The organism is Nocardioides furvisabuli (genome assembly GCF_021083185.1).
Lineage (GTDB): Bacteria > Actinomycetota > Actinomycetes > Propionibacteriales > Nocardioidaceae > Nocardioides > Nocardioides furvisabuli.
In genome coordinates this window covers 245,423-271,017 of sequence record NZ_JAIGQB010000002.1, presented here as the reverse complement: position 1 = coordinate 271,017, position 25,595 = coordinate 245,423, and the positions used below count along the sequence as shown (strand labels likewise).

The 25,595-nt window shown below is 71.8% G+C and carries 28 protein-coding genes; 26 read left to right on the top strand and 2 right to left on the bottom strand.

Translation table 11 applies throughout. The annotated features are described in order from the left end of the window. Nucleotides 1–128: 128 nt before the first annotated feature. The 6 genes from K4G59_RS04490 to K4G59_RS04465 all read left to right on the top strand — a co-directional run bounded on the left by K4G59_RS04490 (nucleotide 129) and on the right by K4G59_RS04465 (nucleotide 7,268). Complete coding sequence (locus K4G59_RS04490; protein WP_231249605.1) at nucleotides 129–1,430, top strand: ammonium transporter; 1,302 nt, start codon at nucleotides 129–131, stop codon at nucleotides 1,428–1,430. After that, nucleotides 1,427–1,765: a P-II family nitrogen regulator gene (locus K4G59_RS04485; protein WP_210438240.1), complete on the top strand. Its 339-nt coding sequence runs from the start codon at nucleotides 1,427–1,429 to the stop codon at nucleotides 1,763–1,765. The genes K4G59_RS04490 and K4G59_RS04485 overlap by 4 nt, the downstream gene beginning before the upstream one ends. A 25-nt stretch (nucleotides 1,766–1,790) precedes the next feature. Beyond that, a complete protein-coding gene (locus tag K4G59_RS04480) occupies nucleotides 1,791–4,013 on the top strand; it encodes a [protein-PII] uridylyltransferase (protein WP_231249603.1) in 2,223 nt (740 codons plus the stop codon). A 124-nt stretch (nucleotides 4,014–4,137) separates the two neighbouring features. Continuing rightward, nucleotides 4,138–5,712, top strand: coding sequence for a signal recognition particle protein (gene ffh, locus K4G59_RS04475; RefSeq protein ID WP_231249601.1), 1,575 nt, complete (start codon nucleotides 4,138–4,140; stop codon nucleotides 5,710–5,712). A 79-nt stretch (nucleotides 5,713–5,791) separates the two neighbouring features. Continuing rightward, complete coding sequence (locus tag K4G59_RS04470) at nucleotides 5,792–6,160, top strand: hypothetical protein (RefSeq protein WP_308189345.1); 369 nt, start codon at nucleotides 5,792–5,794, stop codon at nucleotides 6,158–6,160. Between the two features lie 34 nt (nucleotides 6,161–6,194). Further along, entirely contained in the window at nucleotides 6,195–7,268 is a 1,074-nt protein-coding gene (locus tag K4G59_RS04465) for an amidohydrolase family protein (RefSeq protein ID WP_231249600.1), read from the top strand. 165 nt (nucleotides 7,269–7,433) lie between these two features. On the opposite strand, the gene K4G59_RS04460 is transcribed toward K4G59_RS04465, so the two are convergent. Further along, on the bottom strand, nucleotides 7,434–7,985 hold the full coding sequence (locus K4G59_RS04460) for a hypothetical protein (RefSeq protein WP_231249599.1): 552 nt from the start codon (nucleotides 7,983–7,985) through the stop codon (nucleotides 7,434–7,436). 167 nt (nucleotides 7,986–8,152) lie between these two features. Between K4G59_RS04460 and K4G59_RS04455 the strand changes: the two genes are divergently transcribed. From K4G59_RS04455 to K4G59_RS04395, 13 genes are all read left to right on the top strand, one after another. Then, nucleotides 8,153–8,809, top strand: a complete 657-nt coding sequence (locus tag K4G59_RS04455; protein ID WP_231249598.1) for a GNAT family N-acetyltransferase — start codon at nucleotides 8,153–8,155, stop codon at nucleotides 8,807–8,809. Between the two features lie 179 nt (nucleotides 8,810–8,988). Continuing rightward, nucleotides 8,989–9,522 (top strand): 30S ribosomal protein S16, encoded by a 534-nt coding sequence (gene rpsP, locus K4G59_RS04450; protein ID WP_231249597.1) that lies wholly within the window; start codon nucleotides 8,989–8,991, stop codon nucleotides 9,520–9,522. Between the two features lie 5 nt (nucleotides 9,523–9,527). Further along, on the top strand, nucleotides 9,528–9,770 hold the full coding sequence (locus K4G59_RS04445) for an RNA-binding protein (protein WP_231250126.1): 243 nt from the start codon (nucleotides 9,528–9,530) through the stop codon (nucleotides 9,768–9,770). A 197-nt stretch (nucleotides 9,771–9,967) separates the two neighbouring features. Then, nucleotides 9,968–10,552, top strand: coding sequence for a ribosome maturation factor RimM (gene rimM / locus K4G59_RS04440; protein WP_231249595.1), 585 nt, complete (start codon nucleotides 9,968–9,970; stop codon nucleotides 10,550–10,552). Next, nucleotides 10,549–11,727 carry a tRNA (guanosine(37)-N1)-methyltransferase TrmD gene (gene trmD, locus K4G59_RS20375; RefSeq protein ID WP_231249594.1) on the top strand — a complete coding sequence of 393 codons (1,179 nt, stop codon included), beginning with the start codon at nucleotides 10,549–10,551 and terminating at the stop codon, nucleotides 11,725–11,727. Before rimM ends, trmD begins: the two co-directional genes overlap by 4 nt. A 196-nt stretch (nucleotides 11,728–11,923) precedes the next feature. Beyond that, nucleotides 11,924–12,274: a 50S ribosomal protein L19 gene (gene rplS / locus K4G59_RS04430; RefSeq protein WP_207081987.1), complete on the top strand. Its 351-nt coding sequence runs from the start codon at nucleotides 11,924–11,926 to the stop codon at nucleotides 12,272–12,274. A gap of 127 nt (nucleotides 12,275–12,401) precedes the next feature. Then, complete coding sequence (gene lepB / locus K4G59_RS04425; RefSeq protein WP_231249593.1) at nucleotides 12,402–13,130, top strand: signal peptidase I; 729 nt, start codon at nucleotides 12,402–12,404, stop codon at nucleotides 13,128–13,130. A 29-nt stretch (nucleotides 13,131–13,159) separates the two neighbouring features. Continuing rightward, nucleotides 13,160–13,870: a ribonuclease HII gene (locus K4G59_RS04420; protein ID WP_231250125.1), complete on the top strand. Its 711-nt coding sequence runs from the start codon at nucleotides 13,160–13,162 to the stop codon at nucleotides 13,868–13,870. Then, nucleotides 13,867–14,175: a DUF2469 domain-containing protein gene (locus tag K4G59_RS04415; RefSeq protein ID WP_207081985.1), complete on the top strand. Its 309-nt coding sequence runs from the start codon at nucleotides 13,867–13,869 to the stop codon at nucleotides 14,173–14,175. The genes K4G59_RS04420 and K4G59_RS04415 overlap by 4 nt, the downstream gene beginning before the upstream one ends. A gap of 141 nt (nucleotides 14,176–14,316) precedes the next feature. Continuing rightward, nucleotides 14,317–14,718 carry a YraN family protein gene (locus tag K4G59_RS04410; protein WP_231249592.1) on the top strand — a complete coding sequence of 134 codons (402 nt, stop codon included), beginning with the start codon at nucleotides 14,317–14,319 and terminating at the stop codon, nucleotides 14,716–14,718. Next, nucleotides 14,718–16,322, top strand: a complete 1,605-nt coding sequence (locus K4G59_RS04405; protein ID WP_231249590.1) for a YifB family Mg chelatase-like AAA ATPase — start codon at nucleotides 14,718–14,720, stop codon at nucleotides 16,320–16,322. The genes K4G59_RS04410 and K4G59_RS04405 overlap by 1 nt, the downstream gene beginning before the upstream one ends. After that, nucleotides 16,319–17,440 carry a DNA-processing protein DprA gene (gene dprA / locus K4G59_RS04400; RefSeq protein ID WP_231249589.1) on the top strand — a complete coding sequence of 374 codons (1,122 nt, stop codon included), beginning with the start codon at nucleotides 16,319–16,321 and terminating at the stop codon, nucleotides 17,438–17,440. The genes K4G59_RS04405 and dprA overlap by 4 nt, the downstream gene beginning before the upstream one ends. A 28-nt stretch (nucleotides 17,441–17,468) precedes the next feature. Beyond that, on the top strand, nucleotides 17,469–18,422 hold the full coding sequence (locus K4G59_RS04395) for a tyrosine recombinase XerC (protein ID WP_231249587.1): 954 nt from the start codon (nucleotides 17,469–17,471) through the stop codon (nucleotides 18,420–18,422). A 26-nt stretch (nucleotides 18,423–18,448) separates the two neighbouring features. On the opposite strand, the gene K4G59_RS04390 is transcribed toward K4G59_RS04395, so the two are convergent. Beyond that, on the bottom strand, nucleotides 18,449–19,048 hold the full coding sequence (locus K4G59_RS04390; RefSeq protein ID WP_231249586.1) for a M23 family metallopeptidase: 600 nt from the start codon (nucleotides 19,046–19,048) through the stop codon (nucleotides 18,449–18,451). 447 nt (nucleotides 19,049–19,495) lie between these two features. Here K4G59_RS04390 and rpsB point away from each other — a divergent pair, with 447 nt between their 5' ends. The 7 genes from rpsB (at nucleotide 19,496) to rlmN (ending at nucleotide 25,524) form a co-directional block, all read left to right on the top strand. Then, nucleotides 19,496–20,482, top strand: a complete 987-nt coding sequence (gene rpsB / locus K4G59_RS04385) for a 30S ribosomal protein S2 (protein ID WP_231249585.1) — start codon at nucleotides 19,496–19,498, stop codon at nucleotides 20,480–20,482. 129 nt (nucleotides 20,483–20,611) lie between these two features. Further along, complete coding sequence (tsf, locus tag K4G59_RS04380; RefSeq protein ID WP_231249583.1) at nucleotides 20,612–21,424, top strand: translation elongation factor Ts; 813 nt, start codon at nucleotides 20,612–20,614, stop codon at nucleotides 21,422–21,424. 154 nt (nucleotides 21,425–21,578) lie between these two features. Further along, a complete protein-coding gene (gene pyrH / locus K4G59_RS04375; RefSeq protein ID WP_207081977.1) occupies nucleotides 21,579–22,292 on the top strand; it encodes a UMP kinase in 714 nt (237 codons plus the stop codon). Between the two features lie 53 nt (nucleotides 22,293–22,345). Beyond that, the gene (gene frr, locus K4G59_RS04370) at nucleotides 22,346–22,900 is read left to right on the top strand and encodes a ribosome recycling factor (protein ID WP_207085562.1); all 555 of its coding nucleotides are present in this window, start codon (nucleotides 22,346–22,348) and stop codon (nucleotides 22,898–22,900) included. Between the two features lie 10 nt (nucleotides 22,901–22,910). After that, on the top strand, nucleotides 22,911–23,819 hold the full coding sequence (locus K4G59_RS04365) for a phosphatidate cytidylyltransferase (RefSeq protein ID WP_231249581.1): 909 nt from the start codon (nucleotides 22,911–22,913) through the stop codon (nucleotides 23,817–23,819). A gap of 162 nt (nucleotides 23,820–23,981) precedes the next feature. Next, complete coding sequence (locus K4G59_RS04360; protein ID WP_231249580.1) at nucleotides 23,982–24,329, top strand: hypothetical protein; 348 nt, start codon at nucleotides 23,982–23,984, stop codon at nucleotides 24,327–24,329. A 46-nt stretch (nucleotides 24,330–24,375) separates the two neighbouring features. Further along, nucleotides 24,376–25,524, top strand: a complete 1,149-nt coding sequence (gene rlmN, locus K4G59_RS04355; protein WP_231249578.1) for a dual-specificity RNA methyltransferase RlmN — start codon at nucleotides 24,376–24,378, stop codon at nucleotides 25,522–25,524. Nucleotides 25,525–25,595 lie beyond the last annotated feature (71 nt).

The window sequence follows — 25,595 nt, the reverse complement described above, 5'->3', positions numbered from 1 at the left end:
TGGCCGCAACATCGGTCGCGGGCGGGTGAAACCTCCTCCCAGCAGGCTTCGGAGCATCGCGTGGGCCCCGGCATGACAGCGGCGTCATGAGCCAGGGGCCCACACCCTGTTCGTTTCCTGGAGGTTCTGTGGACGGCTATTACGCCTTCATGCTGGTGGCGACTGCCTTCGTCCTGATGATGACGGTGCCCGCCCTGGCCCTGTTCTACGGCGGCATGTCACGGTCGAAGTCCGTGCTCAACATGATGATGATGTCCTACGTCGCCGCGGCGATCGTCGGCATCCTGTACGTCGCTGTCGGCTGGTCGATGGGCTTCGGCGGGGACGGCACGTTCTTCGCCAACCCCTTCGAGCTGTTCTGGCTCGACGGCGTCTCGACCGGTGACTACATCTTCGTGATGTTCCAGATGACCTTCGCGATCATCACCGCCGCGCTCATCAGCGGCGCCGTCGCCGACCGGATGAAGTTCTCGGCCTGGGTGCTGTTCGTGCCGCTGTGGGCGGTCATCGTCTACTTCCCGATGGCCCACATGGTCTTCAGCTGCACCGAGGACTCGCTCATCTGCGGCCGCATCGGTGCGCAGGACTACGCGGGCGGCACCGCCGTCCACATCAACGCCGGCGTCGCGGCCCTCGTGCTCGTGCTGCTGCTCGGCAAGCGCATCGGCTGGCCACGGGAGCAGATGCGCCCGCACAACCTGACGTTGACCATGCTCGGCGCGGGCCTGCTGTGGATGGGCTGGTACGGCTTCAACGTGGGCTCGATCGTCTTCGGCGACGACCCGGAGACCCAGTTCCCGCTCGAGACCGGCCGCACCTTCGCCACCACCACGCTGGCCACGATGGCAGCCATCCTCGGCTGGCTGGCCGTCGAGCGCCTGATCCACAAGAAGGCCACCTCGCTGGGCGCCGCGTCCGGCATCGTCGCCGGCCTCGTGGCGATCACGCCGGCCACGGGCGCGGTCAACTTGTCCGGTGCCGTCGCCATCGGCGCCATCGCCGGCGCGGTCTGTGCCTGGGCGGTGGGCCTGAAGTACAAGCTCGGCTACGACGACTCGCTCGACGTGGTCGGCGTCCACCTGGTCGGTGGCATCATCGGGACCGTGCTGATCGGCGTGTTCTCGACGTCGGAGGGCGCCGGCGGCGTCGACGGCCTGATCTACGGCGGCGGCTTCGGCTCGCTCGGCGACCAGGCCCTCGGTGTGGTCGTCGCGGTCATCTACTCCGGCATCCTCACCGCCGTCATCGCGCTGGCCATCAAGTACACGATCGGCCTGCGCCTCGACGAGGAGGACGAGGTCAACGGCATCGACCTCGTCGCCCACGGCGAGTCGGCGTACGACCTGCACAGCGGCACCAGCGGCGGCGGCAGCGTCCTCGCCGCCTCCACCGCCCCTGTCACCACCAAGGCTGAAGGAGCCAGCGCATGAAGCTCGTGACCGCGGTCATCAAGCCGCACAAGTGGGAGGACGTCCGCGAGGCGCTCGAGACCTTCGGGGTCGCCGGCATGACGGTCTCCGAGGTGAGCGGCTACGGCCGCCAGAAGGGCCACACCGAGGTCTACCGCGGCGCGGAGTACGACATCGCGCTCGTGCCCAAGATCCGCATCGAGATCGTCGTCGACGACGCGGACGCCGACGACGTGGTGGGGATCGTGGTCAAGACCGCGCAGACCGGTCGCATCGGTGACGGCAAGGTCTGGGTCAGCCCGGTCGAGACCGTCGTTCGCGTGCGCACCGGCGAGCAGGACGCGTCCGCGCTCTGATGGTGACCGTCTCGGGATCGCAGCAGTGACCGCAGCGCAGCGACAGACCAGGGCCACCTCGGCCGACGAGCTCTGCAGGGAGGCATACGCTGCCTCGGCAGGGCCCGCCACCGGGGTGGCCCTGGTCGCGGTCGGGGGCTACGGCCGCGGTGAGCTCGCCCCGCACTCCGACCTCGACGTGGTGCTCGTCCACGACGACGGGGTCGATCTCGGTGAGCTCGGGAGCACGCTCTGGTACCCCCTCTGGGACTCCGGGCGCCGGCTCGACCACTCGGTGCGCTCGATGGGCGAGGTGGTCGAGGCGGCAGCCGACCTGCGGGTGGCGCTCGGGCTGCTCGACGCCCGCCACCTCGCCGGCGACCCGGGCCTCAGCCTGCGCCTGCGCACCACGATGCTCGCCGACTGGCGCCGCCAGGCGCGGACCCGCCTGCCCGAGCTCAAGACGATGACCCTCAAGCGACACGACGTGACCGGCGAGCTCGCCCACGCCTCGGTGCCAGACGTGAAGGAGTCCGAGGGTGGGCTGCGCGACGCCGGGGTGCTCAAGGCGATCGAGGCGAGCTGGCTCGTCGACGCCTCCACCCCGGCGCTGGAGGCCGCGCGCCAGATGCTGCTCGACGTCCGCGACGAGGTCCACGACCTCGCCGGGCGGCCCAGCGACCGGATCGGCCCCGAGATGTGGGGTCCGCTCGCGCAGCGCCTCGGGCTCGCCGACGCCGGTGCCGCGCAACGCCACGTGCGCTCGCTCGGACGCCGGATCGCACACCTCTCGCGCCTGGCCTGGCGGCGTACGGACGCGGTGATGACCCGCACGACGGGGGAGAAGGGGCGGCGCACGCCCGCCCTCGAGCGCATCGCGCCCGGAATCGCCGTCTCGCGCGGCGAGGTCGTCCTCGACGCGGGCACCCGCCCCGGCGACGACCCGACGCTGCTGCTGCGCGCCGCTGCAGAGGCCGCCGGACGCGACCTCGTGCTGGCGCCCTCGACCGCGGCCCGCCTGGTCCGCGAGGGCGCCCGGCTGCCCGTCCCGTGGCCGGCCCCCGCCCGCGACGCCCTGGTGCGGCTGCTCGCCAGCGGCGACGGCCTGCTGCCGGTCTGGGAGACCCTCGACGAGGTCGACGGCATCGAGACCTTCCTGCCCGAGTGGGAGCAGATCCGGCTCCTGCCGCACGCCTCGGCGATCCACCGCTTCACCGTCGACCGCCACGTCGTGGAGACCTGCGCGGAGGCCGGTGCGCTGATCCGGGGCGTACGCCGTCCCGACCTGCTGCTGGTCGCGGCGCTGCTCCACGACATCGGCAAGGGCTCGCTCCACGACCACTCCGTCGCCGGTGAGCCGCAGGCCCGCAAGATCGTGGCGCGGATGGGCTTCACCGACCTGGACGCCGAGGTGGTCGCCTCCCTGGTGCGCTGGCACCTGCTGCTGGCGACGCTCGCGACCACCCGCGACCCCGACGACCCGGCGACCACCGCCGAGCTCCTCACCCACGTGCCCGACGGCGCCAGCCTCGAGCTGCTGCGTGCCCTCACGGAGGCCGACGCCCGTGCCGCGTCGCCCGCGGCCTGGACGGCGTGGAGGGCCTCGCTCGTCGACCGGCTGGTCGCGCGCGCCGGCACCGCGCTGGGGGCGGAGATCTCCCACGTCGTGCCCGTCGAGACGCTGCCCGTGCCCGACGCCGTACGCCGTGACGCCACCGCGGTCTCCGTCGACGTCGCCCCGCACGAGGTCGGCGCGACCGTCACCGTCATCGCCGCAGACCGGGTCGGGCTCCTCGCCGACGTCGCCGGCGGGCTCGCCGCGCTCAGGGTGCCCGTGCACGCCGCCCGCGCATGGTCGCAGGTGGACGCCGAGGGCGAGTGGGGTGTCAGCGCGTGGGAGGTGCCCGACGCCTACCTCGACGCCACGGTCGTGCGGGAGAGGATCCGGCGGGTCGTCGAGGGCACCCAGCAGCTCCCCGACCTGGGGGCACGCCCGGACGACGAGCTGCCGCCGATCGTCGAGGTGCGTCCCGACGCCTCCCGCGCCTCGCTGGTGCTGGAGATCCGCACCTCCGACCGGCCCGGGGTGGTCCACCGCGTGCTCACCACGCTCGCGCGGCTGGGGCTGACCGTCGCGTCCGCGCACGTGTCCACGCTGGGGCCGCAGGCGGTGGACGTGTTCTACGTGCAGGAGGTCGGTGGGGTGCGCCCCACCGAGGAGCGTGCCGCTGCCGCCGCGCACGCCGTACGCACTGCGCTCGGCGGGTGAGCGCCGGCGACCGGGCGGCGTCCGGCACGGGCGTCGCCGAGGCGGGACGCAGCGGGCCCGGCGGCTAGGCTTGCGCGTCGTAGCACCCTGATCCAGTCATCGATGCGAGGGATTGACCCACACCGTGTTCGCCACACTCTCCGACCGCCTTGCCGACACCTTCAAGAACCTGCGCGGCAAGGGACGGCTCTCCGAGGCCGACATCGACGCGACCGCGCGCGAGATCCGCATCGCGCTGCTGGAGGCCGACGTCGCCCTGCCGGTCGTCAAGGAGTTCGTCGGCGCGGTGAAGGAGAGGGCCCGCTCCGAGGAGGTCAGCGGGGCGCTCAACCCGGCCCAGCAGATCATCAAGATCGTCCACGAGGAGCTCGTGACGATCCTCGGCGGCGAGACCCGTCGGCTGCGCTACGCCAAGTCCGGTCCCACGGTCATCATGCTCGCGGGGCTGCAGGGCGCCGGCAAGACGACGCTCGCGGCCAAGCTCGCGCTCTGGCTCAAGGAGCAGGACAAGACCCCCATGCTGGTCGCGGCCGACCTGCAGCGCCCCAACGCGGTGCAGCAGCTCCAGGTCAACGGCGAGCGCGCCGGCGTCCCGGTCTTCGCGCCGTCGCCGGGCAACGGCACCGGCGACCCCGTCGAGGTCGCGCGCGCCTCGATCGAGGAAGCCCGCCGCAAGCTCCACGACGTCGTCATCATCGACACCGCGGGCCGCCTCGGCGTCGACCAGACCCTGATGCAGCAGGCCGCCGACATCCGCGACGCGGTGCAGCCCGACGAGGTGCTCTTCGTCGTCGACGCGATGATCGGCCAGGACGCGGTCACCACGGCGCAGGCCTTCCTCGACGGCGTGGGCTTCGACGGCGTCGTGCTGACCAAGCTGGACGGTGACGCCCGCGGTGGTGCGGCCCTGTCGATCCGCTCGATCACCGGCAAGCCGGTTATGTTCGCCTCCAGCGGCGAGAAGATGACCGACTTCGACACCTTCCACCCCGACCGGATGGCCTCGCGCATCCTCGACATGGGCGACATGCTCACCCTGATCGAGCAGGCGGAGAAGGCCTTCGACTCCGAGCAGTCGATGAAGGCGGCCGAGAAGCTCGCCACCAAGGGCGGCTTCACCCTGGAGGACTTCCTCCAGCAGATGATGCAGATCCGCAAGCTCGGCTCGATGACCAAGATCATGGGGATGCTCCCGGGGATGGGGCAGTTCCGCGACCAGCTCGAGAACTTCGACGAGCGCGAGATCGACCGCATCCAGGCGATCATCCAGTCGATGACCCCCGCCGAGCGGGAGAACCCCAAGATCATCGACGGCTCCCGCCGTGCCCGTATCGCCAAGGGCTCCGGACGCCAGGTCTCCGACGTCAATCAGCTCGTCGACCGCTTCTTCGAGGCGCGCAAGATGATGGAGTCGATGGCCCGCGGCGGCGGTGTCCCCGGCATGCCGGGCATGCCGGGGATGCCGGGCCTCGGCGGCGGCAAGCGCGGCGGCGCCAAGCAGCCGGCGAAGGGCAAGAAGGGCAAGAAGCGCGTCTCGGGCAACCCGGCGAAGGCCGCCCAGCAGAAGGCCGCCGAGCGGGCGACCGCAGCCGAGAAGGCCGGCAACCCGTTCGGCAACCCCGACGGCGCCGAGGTCGACTACGAGAAGGCCGCCGAGCAGCTCAACCTGCCCAAGGACTTCTCGCAGTTCCTGAAGTGAGACGAGCAGCCGGGATCGAGGAACGAGATCGCGGTGTGGGCTCGGCCAGGTCGAGCGCGTCGAGACCAGGGACGTGAGCGTGGCTGTGAACACTTGTCTGGTCGTCGACGGCGCCAACGTCGTCGGGTCCGTGCCCGACGGCTGGTGGAAGGACCGCGCGGGTGCCGCGCGGCGCCTGCACGAGCGCCTCTTGGTCGCCGACACGGCGTACGACGAGATCGTGCTGGTGCTGGAGGGGCAGGCCAAGGGCGGCGTACGCCCGGGTCGTGACGCGCACGTGACGACGGTGCACGCCTCGCGTGACGGTGACCGTGAGATCCGTGAGCAGGCGCGCCTCGCCGCGGAGGCGGGCGCCCGGGTCACGGTGGTGACCGCCGACCGGGCACTGGCGGCGAACGTGTCGCCGGCGCAGGTGCTCAGCCCCTCGTGGTTGCTGGACCGCATCTGAGACCAGGTCCGCGGCGGTGGCTAGGGTCGGACGCATGACTGCCCAGCGCTTCCGTGGCCCGGTCCTGCCCGACGGAGAGGCCCGCGACCTCTACGTCGTCGACGGTCGGATCACCTACGAGCCGCAGCCCGGCGCCGACACCGCGGCGGAGGGCTGGATCGTGCCGGGCCTGGTCGACGCGCACTGCCACCTCGGGCTCGACGACTTCGGCGCGACCGACGACGAGGCCACCGAGCAGCAGGCCGTCGCCGACCGCGACGGGGGAGCACTCCTCATCCGCGACGCGGGATCCGCCGCGGACACGCGCTGGATCCACGACCGCGACGACCTTCCCCGGCTGATCCGGTGCGGGCGCCACATCGCCGCGACGAAGCGCTACATCCGCGGCTACGCCCACGAGGTCGAGCCCGCCGACCTGGCGACGTACGCCGCGCAGGAGGCCCGGAACGGCGACGGCTGGATCAAGCTGGTCGGCGACTGGATATCCCGCGACGAGGGCGACCTCGCCCCGTCGTTCCCAGCGGAGGCCTTCGCTGCGGCGATCGATGCCGCCCACGCCGAGGGGGCCAAGGTCACCGCGCACTGCTTCGGCCACGGCGTGCTGCCCGGGCTGATCGAGGCCGGCATCGACTGCATCGAGCACGGCACCGGCCTGACCGAGGACCTCATCGATGCCATGGTCGAGCACGGCACCCGCCTGGTGCCGACGGTCATGCAGCTCGACAAGTTCCCCGAGCACGCGGCGGCTGGCGCGGAGAAGTTCCCGGCCTACGCCTCGACGATGACCGACCTCTACGCCCGGATGCCCGCCACGATCATGGCCGCCCACGAGGCGGGTGTGCCGATCTACGCCGGGTCCGACGGGGGCGGGATCAGCCGCCACGGCAACATCGCGGGCGAGATCGAGGCGCTCGTGCGCATCGGGATGTCCCCCCACGAGGCCCTCGGTGCGGCGAGCTGGCGCGCACGCGAGTGGCTCGGGGTCGACGGCCTGACGGAGGGCGCCTCCGCGGACTTCGTGGTCTACGACCGCGACCCGCGTGCGGACCTGTCGGTGCTGCGCACGCCGACCGCGATCGTGCTGCGCGGCGTCAGCCGCGGTCGTTGACCTCGACGTCCGGCCCGCGCTCGTGGGCCACCAGCGCGCAGTGCTCGTCGCCAGCAACGGCGGTAGGCGATCTGGTCACGTGCCCGACCGGCGCGTCCGGAGATGACGACGGGCGGTCCATCCCCCCAGAGATGGACCGCCCGTCGCGCCAAGGAAGGGCCTGACTCAGGCGGTGACGCCATCGAGCTCGGCCAGCGCCGCCCGGACGTGCGCCCGCACGGCGCGGATGTCGGCCTTGGTGCTGGTGGCGGTGATCTCCAGGGCAGCGGCCTCGGCAGCGGTGAGGTGCATGACGGCCTCGGGGTCGGCGGCGGCGGCCTCCTCGAGGCCCTCCACCTTCTTCACCACGTTGACGACGATGCGGAAGTTCTCGACCCGGAAGGAACGCAGCTCCTTGCGGGCCGCACGGGTGTCGACCGTGCTGTCCGCGGCCTCGACCGTGGTCGCGAGGTCGGCCAGGGCCGTACGCGCGTCGGTCACGTTCGAGACGACCTGGGCCTCGGCGTCGTCCGCGAGGCCCTCGACGGCGTTGCTGGTGGCCATGCGCGCCAGGCGCTTGTCCTTGCCGGCGATGTCCTTGAGCAGCTGCTTGGTCTGAGCCTTGACGGTCTTGACCGGCTTGACGGGCCGGGCCTCGGCCGTGCTGGCCAGGGCGGACGGGGCGGCCAGGGCGGCCGTCGCGAGCAGGGCGGCGGTGATACGCCGGGTGCGGTTCATCGAAGTGCTCCTGTGTTGTTGGGGGATGGAGTACTGCCCGAGCGTGTCCCAGGGCGCTGGTCCAGACAATTCGAGGATCGGTCGGGATCCATGGTCATTTCGGGCCATGGCTCCCCCTGCCCCTAATGCGTTTGCGCCTCGGCCGGGCCGGCCGGTGGGATGGAGCCATGACGACCACCGCTGACCTGTTCCCGCCGATCGGGCTGCGCGTGGTCGCGGGCCCGCTGGAGCTGCGCGGCCTGACCGACGAGCTCATCGTCGAGCTGTGCGACCTGGCCGAGGCCGGGATCCACGACCCCGGCGAGATGCCGTTCTACTTCCCGTGGACCGCGGCGCCTCCCGGGCAGCTCACGCGCAACACCGCGGCCTACCACTGGGGAAAGCGCGCCGCCTTCTCGCCCGACGACTTCTGCCTCGACCTCGCCGTCCTCCTCGAGGGCCGGGTGATCGGCTGCCAGGGTGTGGCGGCCAGGCACTTCCCGGTGACCCGCACCGGTGAGACAGGCTCGTGGCTCGGCCGCGAGTTCCAGGGCCGCGGCCTCGGCACCGCGATGCGCCGCGCGATGTGCGCCCTCCTCTTCGACCACCTCGGGTTCGAGGAGATCACCTCCGCCGCCTTCCTCGACAACCCCGCCTCGCTCGGCGTCTCGCGCAACGTGGGCTACCGGCCGACCGTGGTGAGCCGGATCAAGCGTCGCGAGGGCGAGCTCGCGCTCAACCAGGGCCTGGTGCTGACGCCGGAGACGTTCCTCCGCGGTGACGTGCCGGTCGAGGTCACCGGCGCCGCCGCCGTACGCTCCTTCATCGGCCTCGACGCGGGCTGAACGGCCCCGGGGCCGGGCGATTGGTGACCCACGGCGTACGTCTGGCAGAATCTCTCCTCGTGTCCTGCGCGCCCGGACCCTCTCATCCGTGCGACGCAGCGCCCATCGAGCGACCAGACCCGGTCCCCACCTGGCGAGGGTCGCTCACCCACGACAATTCCTGAGGAGACACCACAAACGTGGCCGTCAAGATTCGTTTGAAGCGCCTGGGCAAGATCCGGGTGCCGCAGTACCGCATCGTCGTCGTCGACTCGCGCAAGAAGCGCGACGGTCGGGTGCTCGAGGAGATCGGCAAGTACCACCCGAAGGAGGAGCCCTCCTTCATCGAGGTGACCTCCGACCGGGCGCAGTACTGGCTCGGCGTGGGCGCACAGCCCTCCGAGGCCGTCGAGGCGATCCTCAAGGTCACCGGTGACTGGCAGACGTTCAAGGGCCTGCCGGGCGCCGAGGGCACCCTCAAGGTGAAGGAGCCCAAGCGCTCCAAGCTCGACATCTTCAACGAGGCCCTCAAGGAGGCCGCCGCCGAGCCCAAGGGCGCCGCGACGACCTCCAAGAAGAAGGCCGAGAAGAAGACCGAGGAGCCTGCTGCTGCCGAGGCCACCCCCGAGGCCCCGGCCGCGGTGCCCGCCTCGGAGACCCCTGAGGGCGCTGCCGACGCCGCGGAGGCCACCGAGACGGTGACCGCCGAGGACGCCGGCAAGAGCGAGGCGTGAGCGACGTGCTGGCCGAGGCTCTCGAGCACCTGGTGCGCGGCATCGTCGACCACCCCGACGCCGTCGTCGTCCGCGACAAGCAGATGCGTCGTGGCTCGATCCTCGAGGTCCGGGTGCACCCCGACGACCTCGGCAAGGTGATCGGCCGCAACGGCCGCACCGCCACTGCCTTCCGCACCGTCGTCTCGGCCCTCGCGGGCCGTGGCGGGGCCCGGGTCGACTTCGTCGACACCGACCGCCGCCGCTGAGCGACGTACGCACGCACTGATCGTCGGGCGCCACCCCAGCCGGGGTGGCGCCCGACGTGCATTTCCTGTCGGCCCGGGGTCTGGTCGCGGTCCCCGGGCACCCGGGGAAACTGGAGGTTCCGGTGCGAAGGTTCGGGGGTGAGGCTCGAGGTTCCCCGGGTGGCCGGGGATCCCGACGAGAGCGATAGCCTCGCCACGTGAGCGACAAGCAGCCCGGCGAGATCGAGGTCGTGGTCGGCCGGATCGGCAAGCCCCACGGCATCCGCGGCGAGGTCACCCTCGACGTCCGCACCGACGAGCCCGAGCGCCGCTTCGCCCCCGGTACGACGCTGCGCGCCGAGGCCCCGGCCGGCGCCGACCGGCGGCCGGCGAGCCTCACCGTCGCGCGGGCCCGCTGGCACCAGAGCACCCTTCTCGTCACCTTCGAGGAGCTCGCCGACCGCAACGCGGCCGAGGCCCTGCGCGGCACGGTCCTCCACGCCACCATCGGGCCCGACGACATGCCCGAGGACCCCGACGAGTACTACGACCACCAGCTGGTGGGCCTCGAAGTCGTCGACCTCGACGGGACGTTGCTGGGACAGGTGAAGGCCCTCGTGCACGGGTCCGCGCAGGACTTGCTGACCGTGCGCACCCCCGACGGGCGCGACACGCTCGTGCCCTTCGTCTCCGCGCTCGTGCCGGAGGTCGACCTCGACGCCGGCCGGATCGTCGTCGCCGACCGGCCCGGGCTGGTGACGCCGTTCCCCGACGACAGCGACGGGCAGGACGCCGCACCGTGAAGATCGACGTCGTCACGATCTTCCCCGACTACCTCGCCCCCCTCGGGCTCAGCCTGCCGGGCAAGGCGCGCGCCAAGGGACTGCTCGACGTCGCGGTGCACGACCTGCGGCAGTGGACGACCGACCGCCACCACACCGTCGACGACACACCGTACGGCGGCGGGGCCGGGATGGTCATGAAGCCCGAGCCCTGGGGCCGGGCGCTCGACGACGTCGCGCGCGGCGCCACGATCATCTTCACCACCCCCAGCGGCGAGCCCTTCACCCAGCAGCTCGCCCACGAGCTCAGCACCCACGAGCACCTCGTGTTCGCCTGCGGGCGCTACGAGGGCATCGACCAGCGCGTCATCGAGCACGCCGCCACCCTCGGCACGGTGCGGGAGGTGTCGCTGGGCGACTACGTCCTCAACGGCGGCGAGGTCGCTGCCCTGGCGATCACCGAGGCGGTCGTACGCCTCGTCCCGGGGTTCATGGGCAATGCGGAGTCCCTCGTCGAGGAGTCCCACGCCGACGGCCTGCTGGAGTACCCCGTCTACACCAAGCCCGCGTCGTGGCAGGGCCGCGAGGTGCCCGACGTGCTCCTGTCCGGCGACCACGGCCGCATCGCGGTCTGGCGCCGCGAGCAGGCCGAGCGCCGCACCGCCGAGCGCCGTCCCGACCTGCTGCCGTCAACCGGCACGGTCCGCAGCCTCGACGACCTCGACGTACGCCTCGCGGTCCTCGCCGACGCCGGTGAGCTCTACACCCTCCAGCGGGCCTGCTGGCTCCAGGAGCTCATCGCCAACCCCGGCGTGGAGATCCCGGCGCTCATCGAGTCGCTCGACGACGTACGCCGCTGGCTGGGGGAGTGGACCGTGATGGTCGCGCGCGACCCGGCATCGGGACGGCTGGTCGGCGCGGTCCGCGGCCGCCTCGACGCCCACGGCGAGTGGGACATCGGCCGCATCATGGTCGCCCCGGACCTCCAGGGGCGCGGACTGGGCCGCGCGTTGCTGGAGCTGGTCGAGGACCTTGCGCCGCGCGAGGCGCGGACCTTCGTGCTCTTCACGGGCGCCGAGTCGGTGGACAACCTGCGGATGTACAGGAAGGCCGGCTTCCGGCTCCGTCCCGACCGCCAGGCCCCGCCCGGCGCCGTCGTGCTCACCAAGAGGGCCGGTCAGCGGATTTCACGCTGACCGCACGCTCTGGCAGACTTCTGCACTGGTCCGCTCGAGGCCAGGGTCGCCCGGACGCATCCCAGATGCACCGCCCCGGGGTCCCGTCGAACCGCACCTGCCACAGGGGGCGCGCCGGCCGGCCACTCGAGCACCAGCCGAATCCACCCCACTGAAGATTCCGCGGTTGACCTGTGGCACTCGCGAGGAGCACGTCATGACCAATGTCATCGCCGAACTCGGCAACTCCCTCAAGCGTGACGACGTCCCGGCCTTCCGCGCCGGCGACAACATCAAGGTCCACGTCAAGGTCATCGAGGGCAGCCGCTCGCGTGTCCAGGTGTTCCAGGGCGTCGTCATCCGCATCCACGGCTCGGGCGTCGGGCGCACCTTCACCGTCCGCAAGGTCTCCTTCGGCGTCGGCGTCGAGCGCACCTTCCCGCTGAACTCCCCGATCTTCGAGAAGATCGAGGTCGTGACCCGCGGTGACGTGCGTCGCGCCAAGCTCTACTACCTGCGCAACCTGCGCGGCAAGGCTGCCAAGATCAAGGAGCGCCGCGAGGCGTGAGCCGGTGGGCTGCGCGCCTGACGCGTGGCTTCGCCCAGTGACTGGTTAGTCTCTGCGAGTGACTTCAGACGACCGCGGTTCCACGTCGATCTCCACCGACGAGGAACCGCGGTCGTCGCGTTCTGGGGTGACCCGCTCGGGCAGGCCGAAGCGCAAGCAGCTGCCCCTGTGGCAGGAGACCGTGCTGCTGCTGAGCGTGGCGCTCGTGCTGGCGGTGGTCATCAAGACCTTCTTCGTCCAGGCCTTCTACATCCCCTCGGAGTCGATGGAGCCCGGCCTCATCCTCAACGACCGGATCCTCATCCAGAAGGTGTCCTACTGGGGCGGTGAGCCCGAGCGCGGCGAGGTGGTCGTCTTCAAGGACCCGGGCGGCTGGCTCCCTCCGATGGACAGCGCCGGTCCCACCAACCCCATCGCGAAGGGGATGGCCAAGATCGGCCTCTACCCGACCGGCGGGCACCTGGTGAAGCGCGTCATCGGAGTCGCCGGCGACACCATCGAGTGCTGCGACGACCAGGGCCGCCTCCTGGTCAACGGCGAGCCCCTCGACGAGGGCGCCTACGTCAAGCGCGGCGAGGCCTCGTGCGCGGGGCCGATGCCGACCCAGTGCAACGAGGACTGGGAGGTCGGCCCGATCCCCGCGGGCCACGTCTTCGTGATGGGCGACAACCGCTCCCAGTCGGCGGACTCCTCAGCCAAGATGTGCCGCCCCGACGAGACCGAGTGCGTGCCGGGCGACGAGTTCGTTCCCGTCGACCTCGTGGTCGGCAAGGTGTTCGTGCTGCTGTGGCCGGCCGACCGCTTCCGCTGGAACACCCGCCCGGACACGTTCGAGGACGTCCCGGACCCGTCGTGAGCCAGCCGCCCCCCTCCCTGCAGGGCGGCGTGACCGTACGCCGCGACGCCGGGCTCTACGGCTACGAGCGGGCACTGCGCCGCGCGGGACTCGAGCCGATCGCCGGCGTCGACGAGGCCGGCCGCGGAGCGTGCGCCGGACCGCTGGTCGCCGGCGCTGTGGTGCTGCCGCCCGGCCGGGCCGGCATCGTGCCGGGGCTGGCCGACAGCAAGCTGCTCACCGAGGCGGCACGCGAGCAGGTCTACGCCCAGGTCGTGCGCCGCGCATTGGCGTGGTCGGTCGTGGTGATCGACAACGAGGAGTGCGACCGGCTCGGCATGCACGTCGCCAACGTCGAGGCGCTGCGACGTGCGGTCGCCCGACTCGGCACCCGTCCGGCGTACGTCCTCACCGACGGCTTCCCGGTCGACGGGCTCGGCGTGCCGGGCCTCGCAGTCTGGAAGGGCGACCGCGTCGCCGCCTGCATCGCAGCGGCCTCGGTGATCGCCAAGGTGACGCGCGACCGCCTGATGGAGGAGCTGCACGACGACTGGCCGGCCTACGACTTCGCGACCCACAAGGGCTACATCACCGCCGAGCACGAGGCCGCCCTGGCCGCGCACGGTCCCTCGCCGGTGCACCGCATGCGCTTCGTCAACGTACGCCGCGCGGCGGGTCTGGAGCCGGCTGCTGCGCCCGGGCTGGATCCGGCCACTAGTGTCGGCCCGGACGAGCCGGGGACGACGGAGGAGGACGCATGAGCGCCGAGGATCTCGAGAAGTACGAGACCGAGATGGAGCTCACCCTCTATCGCGAGTACCGCGACGTCGTCGGGATCTTCAAGTACGTCGTGGAGACCGACCGGCGGTTCTACCTCTGCAACCAGGTCGACGTGAAGGCCCGTTCGGAGAGCGGCGACGTCTTCTTCGAGGTGTCGATGACCGACGCCTGGGTCTGGGACATGTACCGCCCCGCCCGCTTCGCCAAGAACGTCAAGGTGCTGACCTTCAAGGACGTCAACGTCGAGGAGCTCGCGCCGCAGGAGATCGACCCGCCCAAGGACTGACCGCCGACGCGGGCCACCAACCGTCCACAGGCGACGGTCTGCGGCCGTCGTCCACAGCCCCGAGGTCGCGCCCCGCACGGGTGTCGGCCCGCCGATGTGTGCTGGTGCCTTCCCGATCTGCCCGACCGGAAGGCACCCACGATGGCCCGCACCGCAGCCGCCTCACCCTTCGCGCCCGACCCTGCCGCCGAGCACCGGCGCCTGCTGGGCGAGCGCGGCGAGACCATCGCCGCCCGTCACCTGACGCGCCTGGGCCTGGTGCTCGTCGACCGCAACTGGCGCTGCGACGCCGGCGAGATCGACCTCGTCCTGCGCGACGGCGCGGTCCTGGTGATCTGCGAGGTGAAGACCCGCACCTCCACCGACTACGGCGACCCGCTGGAGGCGGTCACGCCGGTCAAGGTGGCCAGGCTGCGGCGCCTCGCCGCGCGGTGGCTCCGGGTCCACGGCTGCCACCCCGAGGACGTCCGCATCGACATGGTCGGCGTCCTGGCGCGGCCGGGTCGACCGGTCGAGGTCGAGCACGTGGAAGGCATCGGCTGATGGCCTTCGCGACGGCCCGGTCGCTGGCCCTGAAGGGACCGGACGGGCACGTGATCGACGTGCAGGTCGACGTCTCGCCGGGCGTCGTCGGCACGACGCTGGTCGGCCGGGTCGACAAGAGCCTGTCCGAGGCCCGCGACAGGGTGCGGATGGCGATCAACAACGACTGCGGCCGGTTCCCGGCCACCAAACGGGTCACGATCCTGCTCTCGCCGGCCGACCTGCCCAAGGGCGGCACCCACTATGACCTGGCCATCGCCGTCGCGGTGATGGCGGCCGACAAGTCCCACAAGGAGCTCACGCCCGACCTCCTCGAGGGCTGGGCCTTCGTCGGCGAGCTCTCCGTCTCGGGCAGCCTGCGCCCGGTGCCGGGGGTGCTCCCGATGGTCATCGCCGCGGCCTCCCACGGCATCACCCGCGTCTTCGTGCCGGAGCCGCAGGCGGCCGAGGCCGGGCTGGTGCCGGGCATGACGGTGTTCGGCGTGCGCTCGCTCGCCCAGGTCTCCGCCGTGCTCCGCGGTGCCGAGGTGCCGCAGGCGCCTCCGGTGGTCGGGCCCTCGGGCAGCCCGCTGGCCACCTGGCGCGGCGAGGACCGCCTCGACGACCTCGACCTGCGTGATCTCGACGGCCTCGAGGACGTCCGCTACGCCGTCGAGGTCGCGGCCGCGGGCGGACACCCGCTGATGCTGGTCGGGCCACGCGGCACCGGCAAGACGTCGATCGCCGAGCGGATCCCGACGATCCTGCCCGACCTGACGACCGAGCAGTCGCTCGAGGTGTCGGCGCTGCACTCAGTGGCCGGCATCCTTCCGCAGGGAGCGGGGTTGCTGCGTCGTCCACCGTGGTTCGCCCCCCACCACGGTGCGTCGGCCGCGAGCGTCCTGGGTGGTGGGTCGGGACGGGTGCACCCCGGCCAGGTCAGCCTGGCCCACCACGGGGTGCTCTTCCTCGACGAGTTCCCCCACTTCCGCACCGACGTCATCGAGGCGATGCGCCAGCCGCTGGAGTCGGGGGAGGTGACCATCGCCCGCGGGGACGAGTCGGCCACCTACCCCGCCCGGTCCCTCGTCGTGCTGGCCGCCAACCCGTGCCCGTGCGGCAACTTTCACGCCCAGGCGCCGCAGGCGTGCGACTGCACCGAGGTCCAGCGCTCCCACTACCAACGCAAGCTCAGCGGGCCGATCCTCGACCGCGTCGACATCTGGATGGAGGTGCGTCCCCAGCTGGGGCCGCGGGGCCAGGGCTTCGGGCCTGCGCCGGAGTCGTCGGCCGACGTCCGGGCCCGTGTCGAGGGCGCGCGGATGCGCCAGGCCCGGCGGTTCCGCGACTGCGCCTGGCTGGTCAACGCGTCCGTGCCCGGCCCGGCGCTCACCGAGAGGTGGCCGTTGGAGCCTGACGCCCAGCGACTCATCGACGACCAGCTGAGTGCCGGGACTCTCACCCGCCGGGGTCTCACCCGGGTCCAGCGCCTCGCGTGGACCGTGGCCGACTGTGCTGGTGTGCCGCGCCCGGGTGTGGCGGAAGCGACACTCGCGCTGGCCCTGCGCTCCGGCAGCTCCGCCTGCACCCTCCCCGCCCGTGTGGTGACGGCGGCCGCCTCGTGAGCCCGGGGAGCGAGAGCGACCGCCTGGCCCGTGTGGTGCTCAGCTGCGGCGTGGAGCCGGGGGACCGGACGACGTCGTCGCTGGTCCGGCAGCTGGGCGCCCGCCGGGCGCTGGAGGTCCAGCTGGTGCCCAAGCCCGGCAGCGGGTTGGCCGAGCGGCTGTCGGCCGTCGACCCCGTGCGCCAGCTCGAGCAGGCGGCGCGCTGCGGCATCCGCTTCCTGGTCCCCGGCGACGCGGAGTGGCCGGTCGGGCTCGACGACCTCGACCACGGCACCGAGGTCCAAGAGCTCGGCGGCACCCCACCGGGGATCTGGGTCAGGGGACCGATGCCCCTCACCGCGCTCGCCGGCTCGGTCGCCGTGGTGGGGTCGCGCTCCGCGTCCACCTACGGCGCCGAGGTGACCCGCGGTGTCGCCGGCCACCTCGCGGGCGCCGGGGTGCCCGTGGTCTCGGGCGGGGCCAAGGGCATCGACTTCGTCGCCCACGACGCCGCTCTGCTCGCCGGAGGGGCCTCCGTCGCTGTGCTGGCCTGCGGCGTCGACCGGGTCTACCCCGAGCAGAACCGCCGCCTGCTGACCCACCTCGCCGCCGAGTTCGCGGTGGTCTCGGAGCAGCCGCCCGGGTCGGCACCCACCCGGATCCGCTTCCTGGCCCGCAACCGGCTCATCGCGGCTCTCACCCGGGGGACCGTCCTGGTCGAGGCCGCGCTGCGCAGCGGCGCCCTCAACACCGTCGCATGGGCCGAGGGGCTCAGCCGCCACGTGATGTGCGTGCCCGGACCCGTCACGAGCTACACCTCCCAGGGTGTGCACCACTGGTTCCGGCGCGGCACCGCCACGCTGGTCACGCACGGCTCGGAGGTGCTCGAGGTGGTGGGCGGGTCCGGCGAGCACCTCGTGGTCGACCCGCGCGGGCCCGAGCGCCCGCGCGACCGGCTGACGTCGGTCGAGCGGCGGGTGCTGGAGTGGGTGCCCGTCAGCAGGCCCGCCGAGGTCGACTCGATCGCCCGCCTGAGCGACGTCCACGTCCGCGACGCCGACCCGACGCTGCGTCGCCTCGAGGAGGCGGGGTTCGTGTGCGCCGTCGAAGGTGGGTGGCGACTCGCAGGTGCCGGATGAGGAGGCGCGCCGCACCTAGGATCGGAGCGTGGACGAGGACCGGGCAGCGGAGCAGGCGGAGCCCGAAGGACTGCCGGAGCCGTTCGTCCGGCTCCTGGGCGACTATGAGCGCCACCTCGTCTCCGAGCGCGACCTGGCCCCGCACACGGTGCGGGCCTACCTCGGCGACGTCTCCGGCCTGCTCGACCACTGCGGGCGCCTCGGGATCGACGACGTCGCCGACCTGGACCTCCGCGCGCTGCGCAGCTGGCTGGCGCGCCTGCAGACCGTGGGGCGAAGCCGCACGACGATCGCGCGGCGAGCCACGGCCGCCCGTGTCTTCACCGCCTGGCTGCACCGCACCGGCCGGGTGCCAGCCGACCCGGGCGCCGCGCTGGGGTCGCCCAAGAAGCACAAGACGCTGCCACCGGTGCTGCGCGCCGACGAGGCCGAGGCGCTCATCCGCTCGGTCGCCGACCTGGCCGACGACGGCACCCCGGTAGGCCTGCGCGACGTGGCGATGGTGGAGCTGCTCTACGCCACCGGGATCAGGGTGGGCGAGCTCGTCGGCCTCGACATCGACGACGTCGACGCCGAGCGGCGGGTCGTGCGGGTCCTCGGCAAGGGCCGCAAGGAGCGCGCCGTCCCCTACGGCGTCCCTGCGGGCCGGGCGGTGGAGCACTGGCTCGCCACCGGCCGTCCCGCGCTGCGGGTCGAGGGCTCGGGGCCGGCGCTGTTCCTCGGCGTGCGGGGACGGCGCATCGACCAGCGCGCGGTCCGCGACCTGGTGCACCGCCGCATCGCCGACGTGCCGGGCGCCCCGGACATCGGACCGCACGGTCTTCGACACACCGCTGCCACCCACCTCCTCGAGGGCGGGGCGGACCTGCGCTCGGTGCAGGAGCTGCTGGGCCATGCGTCCCTCGCCACCACGCAGCTCTACACCCACGTCACCACCGACCGGCTCCGCAAGGCCTACCAGCAGGCGCACCCGCGCGCCTGAGGTCCGCTGCAGGGCGCGGGTCTCCCTCAGACCAGGAAGTCCAGCGGACGCCTCCAGCGCCCCAGCGGGGCAGCCCACGGGGTCCGCACGGAGGCCGGCTCCTCGCGCCACAGCGGCAGCAGGCGCACTGGGCCGCCGCCGACGAGCGTCAGGGGGTCGGCGTACTGCTCCCCGGCGCCCGTGCCCTCGATCAGTCCCCAGTGAAGGCACGCACCGGGGAAGCAGTGGCTGTCGGTCACCACGAGGCGCCCGAGCACGTCACCGGCCGCCACCTCGTCGCCGCGCGAGACCGACGCGGCGACCGGTTCGTAGGTCGTACGCCGACCTCCGTGCAGCACGGTCACGACCGGCTTGCCCGCGATAGAACCCGCGAAGCCCACCGTGCCGGCGAGGGCTGCGCGCACGGGTTGGCCGGGACGGCCGGCCAGGTCCACCCCGCGATGGCCCGGGGCGTACGGGTGCGGGGGCTGCGAGAAGCCCTGCACCACCTCCGGCTCCGGATCCAGGGGCCAGACCCCGACCGGCTCCTCGGGAGCAGCCGCGGCGGGGGAGAGGCCCGAGGGGCTGGGGAGGCCGGTGGGGTCGAGGAGGACGGCAAGAAGGAGGGCACCGACGACGGATCGCATCCGGCCATGCTGGCGCGCTCGGGCCCCGGGCGGCAGCGTCCCGGGCGGCGCCTGTGGACGAGCGTCCCGGGACCAGGGCTGTGGGCGATCCGTGGCCCCGGATCCACGCGTGGCCCACGCCCACGCCAGGACGCCCGCAGCGGATTCGCCGCGTGCCGAATCCGTGGCCTACGATGTCCGGAGCAGTCCTCATGGACTGACTTCGCACGTTCACCGGCCACGTCGGGATGCATCCCTGGTCCCGAGTCACCCGTGGGCGTCGGCCCTCAGTTCCGCGCCAGCTCCAGGTCCATCGGAGCGGGCGCGGGTCGGACCGGCGTGTGGACGTCAGGGCACCCGGCACCCGTCGGGTGCAGCAACTGAAACCAACAGGAGTCACGCTCCCGGTCCGCACCTGCGTCAAGGTCGGGCACAACGGCGAGCGCCTCCGTCACCACAGGAGAACCCATGGCAGTCGTCACCATGCGCCAGCTGCTCGAGAGCGGCGTCCACTTCGGTCACCAGACCCGTCGCTGGAACCCCAAGATGAAGCGCTTCATCATGACCGAGCGCAACGGCATCTACATCATCGACCTGCAGCAGTCGCTCGCCTACATCGACCGCTCCTACGCCTTCGTCAAGGAGACGGTCGCCCGCGGCGGCGTCGTGATGTTCGTCGGCACCAAGAAGCAGGCCCAGGAGGCCATCGCCGAGCAGGCCACCCGCGTCGGCATGCCCTACGTCAACCAGCGCTGGCTCGGCGGCATGCTGACCAACTTCCAGACCGTGCACCAGCGGATCAACCGCCTCAAGGAGCTCGACGACGTCGACTTCGAGACGGTGGCCGGCTCGGGTCGCACGAAGAAGGAGCTCCTGCAGATGAAGCGGGAGCACACCAAGCTCGAGAAGACCCTCGGTGGCATCCGCGAGATGACGAAGGTCCCCTCCGCGGTGTGGATCGTCGACACCAACAAGGAGCACCTCGCCGTCGAGGAGGCGCGCAAGCTGCGGATCCCGATCATCGGCATCCTCGACTCCAACTGCGACCCCGACCTCGTCGACTTCCCGATCCCGGGCAACGACGACGCCATCCGCGCGGTGGGCCTGCTGACGCGCGTGGTCGCCGACGCCGTGGCCGAGGGCCTCATCGCCCGTTCGGGCGCGAAGGGTGGCGACGCCGCGACCGTCGGTGCCGAGGAGCCCCTCGCCGAGTGGGAGCGCGAGCTGCTCGAGGGTGACGCCGAGAAGACGGCTGCGGCCGCGACCGGGGACGCCACCGCCGAGACCCCGGCCTCCGAGGCCACCGGCGCGTCCTCCGAGGCCCCCGCGGCCGAGGCTGCCGCCGACGCCGCGACCGAGGCGCCCGCCGCGACCGACGCTGCGACCGAGGCGCCCGCCGAGGCCGAGGCTGCGACCGAGGCCCCCGCCGAGGCCGAGGCCGACAAGAAGGACTGATCGCGGTCGGCCGGTCGCGGGTCCTGCCCGCGACCGGCCCCCGTGCTGCTCGTTCCACCCACCGCCCGCACTCCGCCCCGATCTGATCCCGATCCCGGAGCCGGGCCCCTGACACAAGGAAGAGGGACCATGGCCAACTTCACCGCTGCTGACGTCAAGAAGCTCCGTGAGCTGACCCAGGCCGGGATGATGGACTGCAAGAAGGCGCTGACCGAGTCCGACGGTGACTTCGACAAGGCCGTCGAGCTGCTCCGCGTCAAGGGTGCTGCCAAGGCCGCCGCCCGCGGCGCCGAGCGCGAGACCGCCGCCGGCCTCGTCGCCACCGCCGGCAACGCGCTGGTCGAGCTCAAGAGCGAGACCGACTTCGTCGCCAAGAACGAGGACTTCATCGCCAAGGCGCAGCAGATCGCCGAGGTCGCCAACGAGGTCAAGGCCGCCGACACCGCGGCGCTGAAGGCCGCCGACCTCGACGGCAAGACCGTCGGCGAGGTCGTCGAGGACCTGGCCATCACCATCGGCGAGAAGATCGAGCTGGGCGAGGTCGCCTACTTCGAGGGCACCACCGTCACCTACATGCACAAGCGTGCCGCCGACCTGCCGCCCGCCGTCGGCGTGCTCGTCGAGTTCGAGGGTGACGAGGCCGCCGCCCGCGCCGCCGCGATGCAGATCGCCGCGATGAAGGCCCAGTACCTCACCCGCGACGAGGTCCCCGCCGACGTCGTCGAGTCCGAGCGCTCGATCGCCGAGCAGAAGACCCGCGAGGAGGGCAAGCCCGAGCAGGCGATCGCGAAGATCGTCGAGGGTCGCCTCGGTGGGTTCTTCAAGGAGATCGTCCTGCTCGAGCAGGAGTCGGTCACCGAGTCGAAGAAGTCGGTCAAGGCCGTCCTCGACGCGGCCGGCACCACCGTGAAGCGGTTCGCCCGCTTCGAGGTCGGCGCCTGACCCGCAGCACCCCAGCACCCGACAGGGGCCCGTACGCCTGGCGTACGGGCCCCTGCGGCATCTGCCGTCACACCTCGGGGTGTGTGGGTTCGACCGGCGAGGTCCGCGGCCGGTAGGTTTCTCGCCGACCGCGTGTGTGTGCGAAGGGAACCCAGTGACGGCCTACAACCGAGTCCTCCTCAAGCTCTCCGGTGAAGTGTTCGGCGGCGGTGAGGTCGGACTCGACCTCGACGTCATCAACGCACTGGCCGCCGAGGTCGCCGAGGTCGCCAAGTCAGGCGTGCAGATCGCCATCGTCGTGGGCGGAGGCAACTTCTTCCGCGGCGCGGAGCTGCAGCAGCGCGGCATGGAGCGTGCCCGCGCCGACTACATGGGCATGCTCGGCACGGTCATGAACTGCCTCGCGCTCCAGGACTTCGTCGAGAAGCACGGCGTCGAGACCCGCGTGCAGACCGCGATCACGATGGGCCAGGTCGCCGAGCCCTACATCCCGCGCCGCGCGATCCGCCACATGGAGAAGGGACGCGTGGTGATCTTCGGTGCCGGCGCCGGCATGCCGTTCTTCTCCACCGACACTGTCGCCGCCCAGCGTGCTCTCGAGACGCGCTGCGAGGTCATCCTGATGGGCAAGCAGGGGGTCGACGGGGTCTACGACTCCGACCCGAAGACCAACCCGGCAGCGGTCAAGTTCGACACCCTGACCTACGACGAGTACCTCGCCCGCGACCTCAAGGTCGCCGATGCCACCGGCATCGCGATGGCGCGCGACAACAAGATGGACATGGTCTTCTTCAACCTCTCCACGCCGGGCACGATCGTGCGCGCCGTGCGGGGTGAGAAGATCGGCACGCTGGTGACCTCGGCCTGACCCCGGCCGCGCCGCACCCGCACCCAGACGTACGAGGAGAGAGAGCCGCTGTGATCAACGACGTCATGAACGATGCCGACGCCAAGATGGGCAAGTCCGTCGAGGCGACCCGTGAGGAGTTCGCCACGATCCGCGCCGGTCGCGCGAACCCCGCGATGTTCGCGAAGATCACGGCCGACTACTACGGCACCCAGACCCCGCTGCAGCAGCTCGCGAGCTTCACCTCGCAGGACGCGCGCACGATCTTGATCCAGGTCTTCGACCAGGGCGCGATGCCGGCGGTCGAGCGGGCGATCCGCGACTCCGACCTCGGCGTCAACCCCGCCAACGACGGCAAGGTGCTCCGCTGCGTGTTCCCCGAGCTCACCGAGGAGCGGCGCAAGGAGTACATCAAGCTCGCCAAGGGCAAGGCCGAGGACGGCCGGGTGTCGGTGCGCAACATCCGCCGCACGGCCAAGCAGGCCCTGGAGAAGCTCGAGAAGGACGGCGAGGTCGGCAAGGACGACGTCACGGGTGCGGAGAAGCGCCTCGACGCGATGACCAAGACCCACACCGACAAGATCGACGACCTGCTCAAGCACAAGGAAGCCGAGCTGCTCGAGGTCTGAGCATCCACCCATGACCACCTCCGACCCGTCCGCCTCGGGCGAACCCCAGCCGCCGTCCGAGGCGATCAAGAAGGACCACGGCCGTGCCGGCCGCGACCTTCCGACCGCCGTCGGCTCCGCCGTGGTCCTGGTCGGGGCGATCCTGCTGTCGCTGCTGTTCTGGAAGACCGCCTTCATGGCGATCGTGGCGGCGGCCGTGGTCGTGGCGATCTGGGAGCTGCACAAGGGTCTCGGGGCCAAGGACATCGACATCCCCGAGCAGCCGTTGATGCTCGGCGGCGTCGTCATGGTGGTCGTGGCCTACTTCTGGGGCGCGCCTGCGCTGGTGACCGCGACCGCGGTGACGGCGCTGGTGATCATGCTGTGGCTGCTGCGGCGCGGCGTCGACGGCTACGTCAAGAACGCCACTGCGGCGGTCTTCACGCTCGTCTACGTGCCGTTCCTCGGCTCGTTCGTCGCCCTGCTGCTCTCCGAGGGCGGCCACAACCCGGCGTTCGGCCTCGACACCGACGACAACGGGGTGCGCGCGATCATCGTCTTCATCGCGATCACGGTCGCCTCGGACACCGGTGGCTACGTCGCCGGCGTGCTGTTCGGCAAGCACCCGATGGCGCCGGTCATCTCGCCGAAGAAGTCGTGGGAGGGCTTCGCCGGCTCGATCGTCGCGACGATCGCCGTCGGTGTCTGGCTGGTCGCCTCCTTCCTCGGGGGTGAGTGGTGGGTCGGCGTGCTGCTCGGTGTCATCGCCGCAGTGATGGCCACCCTCGGCGACCTCTGCGAGTCGGTCATCAAGCGCGACCTCGGCATCAAGGACATGAGCCAGGTCATCCCGGGCCACGGCGGGTTGATGGACCGCCTCGACTCGCTCCTCGCGACGGTCGCGCCGATCTGGCTGGTCCTCTACTACCTCGTCTTCTAGAGGCCTGCGTCGACGATCCACCTCGTCCGCCACGGACGCCCGCCATCGTGCCCGGCGTCCCCGCCGCGGAGTGGGACCACCTCGACCTGATCCCACGGGCGACGGCGCCGGTCACCGCGTGCCCCGTCGGGCTCGACGCACCTGAGCACCTAGGCTGGTCCTGTGGAGAGCGAACAGGCCCTGGAGTCAGAGGCGGAGCAGGGTGAGCGGCTCGGCTGGTGGCACCACAGCCACCCGACCTTCGCCGGCATCACCGGCTTCTTCGCGGGCATGCTCTTCGTCACCGCCCTGCCCGGCGCGTTCGCCGGCCTGCTGCGACTGCTGCTCGACTACGAGACGGCTGAGAAGCTCTTCCCCTTCGTGCTGCTCGCGCTGGCGCTGCCGATCGCGATGCTGGTCAAGCGCAAGACGCGCCGCTTCGCGCAGTTCATGTTCGTCGGGATGGTCGTGACCGCGCTCGTGGTCCTCGGCGTCGCGTCGTTGGTGCTCTACTTCATGGTCGACGCCTGAGCCGCTGAATCGACCGGCCGTGGCCCGGGATGGGAGGATCGACCCGATGTCCGACTCCACTCCCCACGCGGCCCCCGAGCCGATCAAGACGCTGCCGCTCGTCTTCGACGAGCCCCGCGGACGCAAGAAGCCGCCGCGGCACCTCGCCGACCTCGACGAGCCGGGCCGCAAGGCGCTCCTCGAGGAGATGGGCCTGCCGGGCTTCCGCGCCAAGCAGCTCTCCACCCACTACTTCGGGCGCCTCGTCGACGACCCCGAGCAGATGACCGACCTGCCGGCGGGTCAGCGCGACGACCTCGTGTCCGCGCTCCTGCCGGACCTGATGACGCCGCTGCGCACGATGGAGGCCGACAAGGGCACCACGCGCAAGACGCTGTGGAAGCTCTTCGACGGCGCGCTCGTCGAGTCCGTGCTGATGCGCTACCCCGATCGCGCCACCGTCTGCGTCTCGAGCCAGGCCGGCTGCGGCATGGCGTGCCCCTTCTGCGCGACCGGCATGGGCGGGCTCCAGCGCAACATGTCGACCGCCGAGATCGTCGAGCAGGTCGTCGCCGGTGCGCGCACCATGGCCCGCGGCGAGGTCCCCGGCGGTCCGGGCCGCGTCTCCAACGTCGTCTTCATGGGCATGGGCGAGCCGTTGGCCAACTACAAGGCCGTCATCGGCGCCGTACGCCGCCTCACCGACCCCGCTCCCGCCGGGCTCGGCATGAGCGCACGCGGCATCACCGTCTCCACCGTCGGCCTGGTCCCGCGCATCCGCCAGCTGACCGAGGAGGGCATCCCGGTCACGCTCGCGCTGAGCCTCCACGCGCCCGACGACGAGCTGCGCAACGAGCTGGTGCCGATCAACACCCGCTTCTCGGTCGCAGAGACCGTCGAGGCGGCCTGGGACTACGCCCGCGTCACCAAGCGCCGGGTCTCGATCGAGTACGCCATGATGCGCGGCATCAACGACCAGGCGTGGCGCGCCGACCTGCTGGGCGACGTGCTCAACTCCTACGGCGACTGGGGCTGGGTGCACGTCAACCTGATCCCGCTCAACCCCGTCGAGGGTTCGAAGTGGACCGCCTCCGACCCCGCCGACGAGCGCGAGTTCGTGCGGCGGCTCGAGGCCAAGGGCATCTCGACCACCGTCCGCGACACCCGCGGGCGCGAGATCGACGGAGCCTGCGGCCAGCTGGCCGCCAAGGAGTAGCCCGGGCGCACCGCCGCGTCGCGGAGCGTTCACGTGTCGTCCCCTCGGGACGGTGCGTGCGTTGCGTCGCG

Excerpts from the sequence above, each read along its gene's own strand:
- rplS (WP_207081987.1), top strand. The coding sequence starts at position 11,924 with ATGACCAATGTCATCGCCGAACTCGGCAACTCCCTCAAGCGTGACGAC.
- K4G59_RS04485 (WP_210438240.1), top strand. The coding sequence starts at position 1,427 with ATGAAGCTCGTGACCGCGGTCATCAAGCCGCACAAGTGGGAGGACGTC.
- K4G59_RS04365 (WP_231249581.1), top strand. The coding sequence starts at position 22,911 with ATGACCACCTCCGACCCGTCCGCCTCGGGCGAACCCCAGCCGCCGTCC.
- K4G59_RS04465 (WP_231249600.1), top strand. The coding sequence starts at position 6,195 with ATGACTGCCCAGCGCTTCCGTGGCCCGGTCCTGCCCGACGGAGAGGCC.
- K4G59_RS04460 (WP_231249599.1), bottom strand. The coding sequence starts at position 7,985 with ATGAACCGCACCCGGCGTATCACCGCCGCCCTGCTCGCGACGGCCGCC.
- K4G59_RS04410 (WP_231249592.1), top strand. The coding sequence starts at position 14,317 with ATGGCCCGCACCGCAGCCGCCTCACCCTTCGCGCCCGACCCTGCCGCC.
- rpsB (WP_231249585.1), top strand. The coding sequence starts at position 19,496 with ATGGCAGTCGTCACCATGCGCCAGCTGCTCGAGAGCGGCGTCCACTTC.
- tsf (WP_231249583.1), top strand. The coding sequence starts at position 20,612 with ATGGCCAACTTCACCGCTGCTGACGTCAAGAAGCTCCGTGAGCTGACC.
- K4G59_RS04405 (WP_231249590.1), top strand. The coding sequence starts at position 14,718 with ATGGCCTTCGCGACGGCCCGGTCGCTGGCCCTGAAGGGACCGGACGGG.
- rlmN (WP_231249578.1), top strand. The coding sequence starts at position 24,376 with ATGTCCGACTCCACTCCCCACGCGGCCCCCGAGCCGATCAAGACGCTG.
- K4G59_RS04390 (WP_231249586.1), bottom strand. The coding sequence starts at position 19,048 with ATGCGATCCGTCGTCGGTGCCCTCCTTCTTGCCGTCCTCCTCGACCCC.
- K4G59_RS04415 (WP_207081985.1), top strand. The coding sequence starts at position 13,867 with ATGAGCGCCGAGGATCTCGAGAAGTACGAGACCGAGATGGAGCTCACC.
- K4G59_RS04455 (WP_231249598.1), top strand. The coding sequence starts at position 8,153 with ATGACGACCACCGCTGACCTGTTCCCGCCGATCGGGCTGCGCGTGGTC.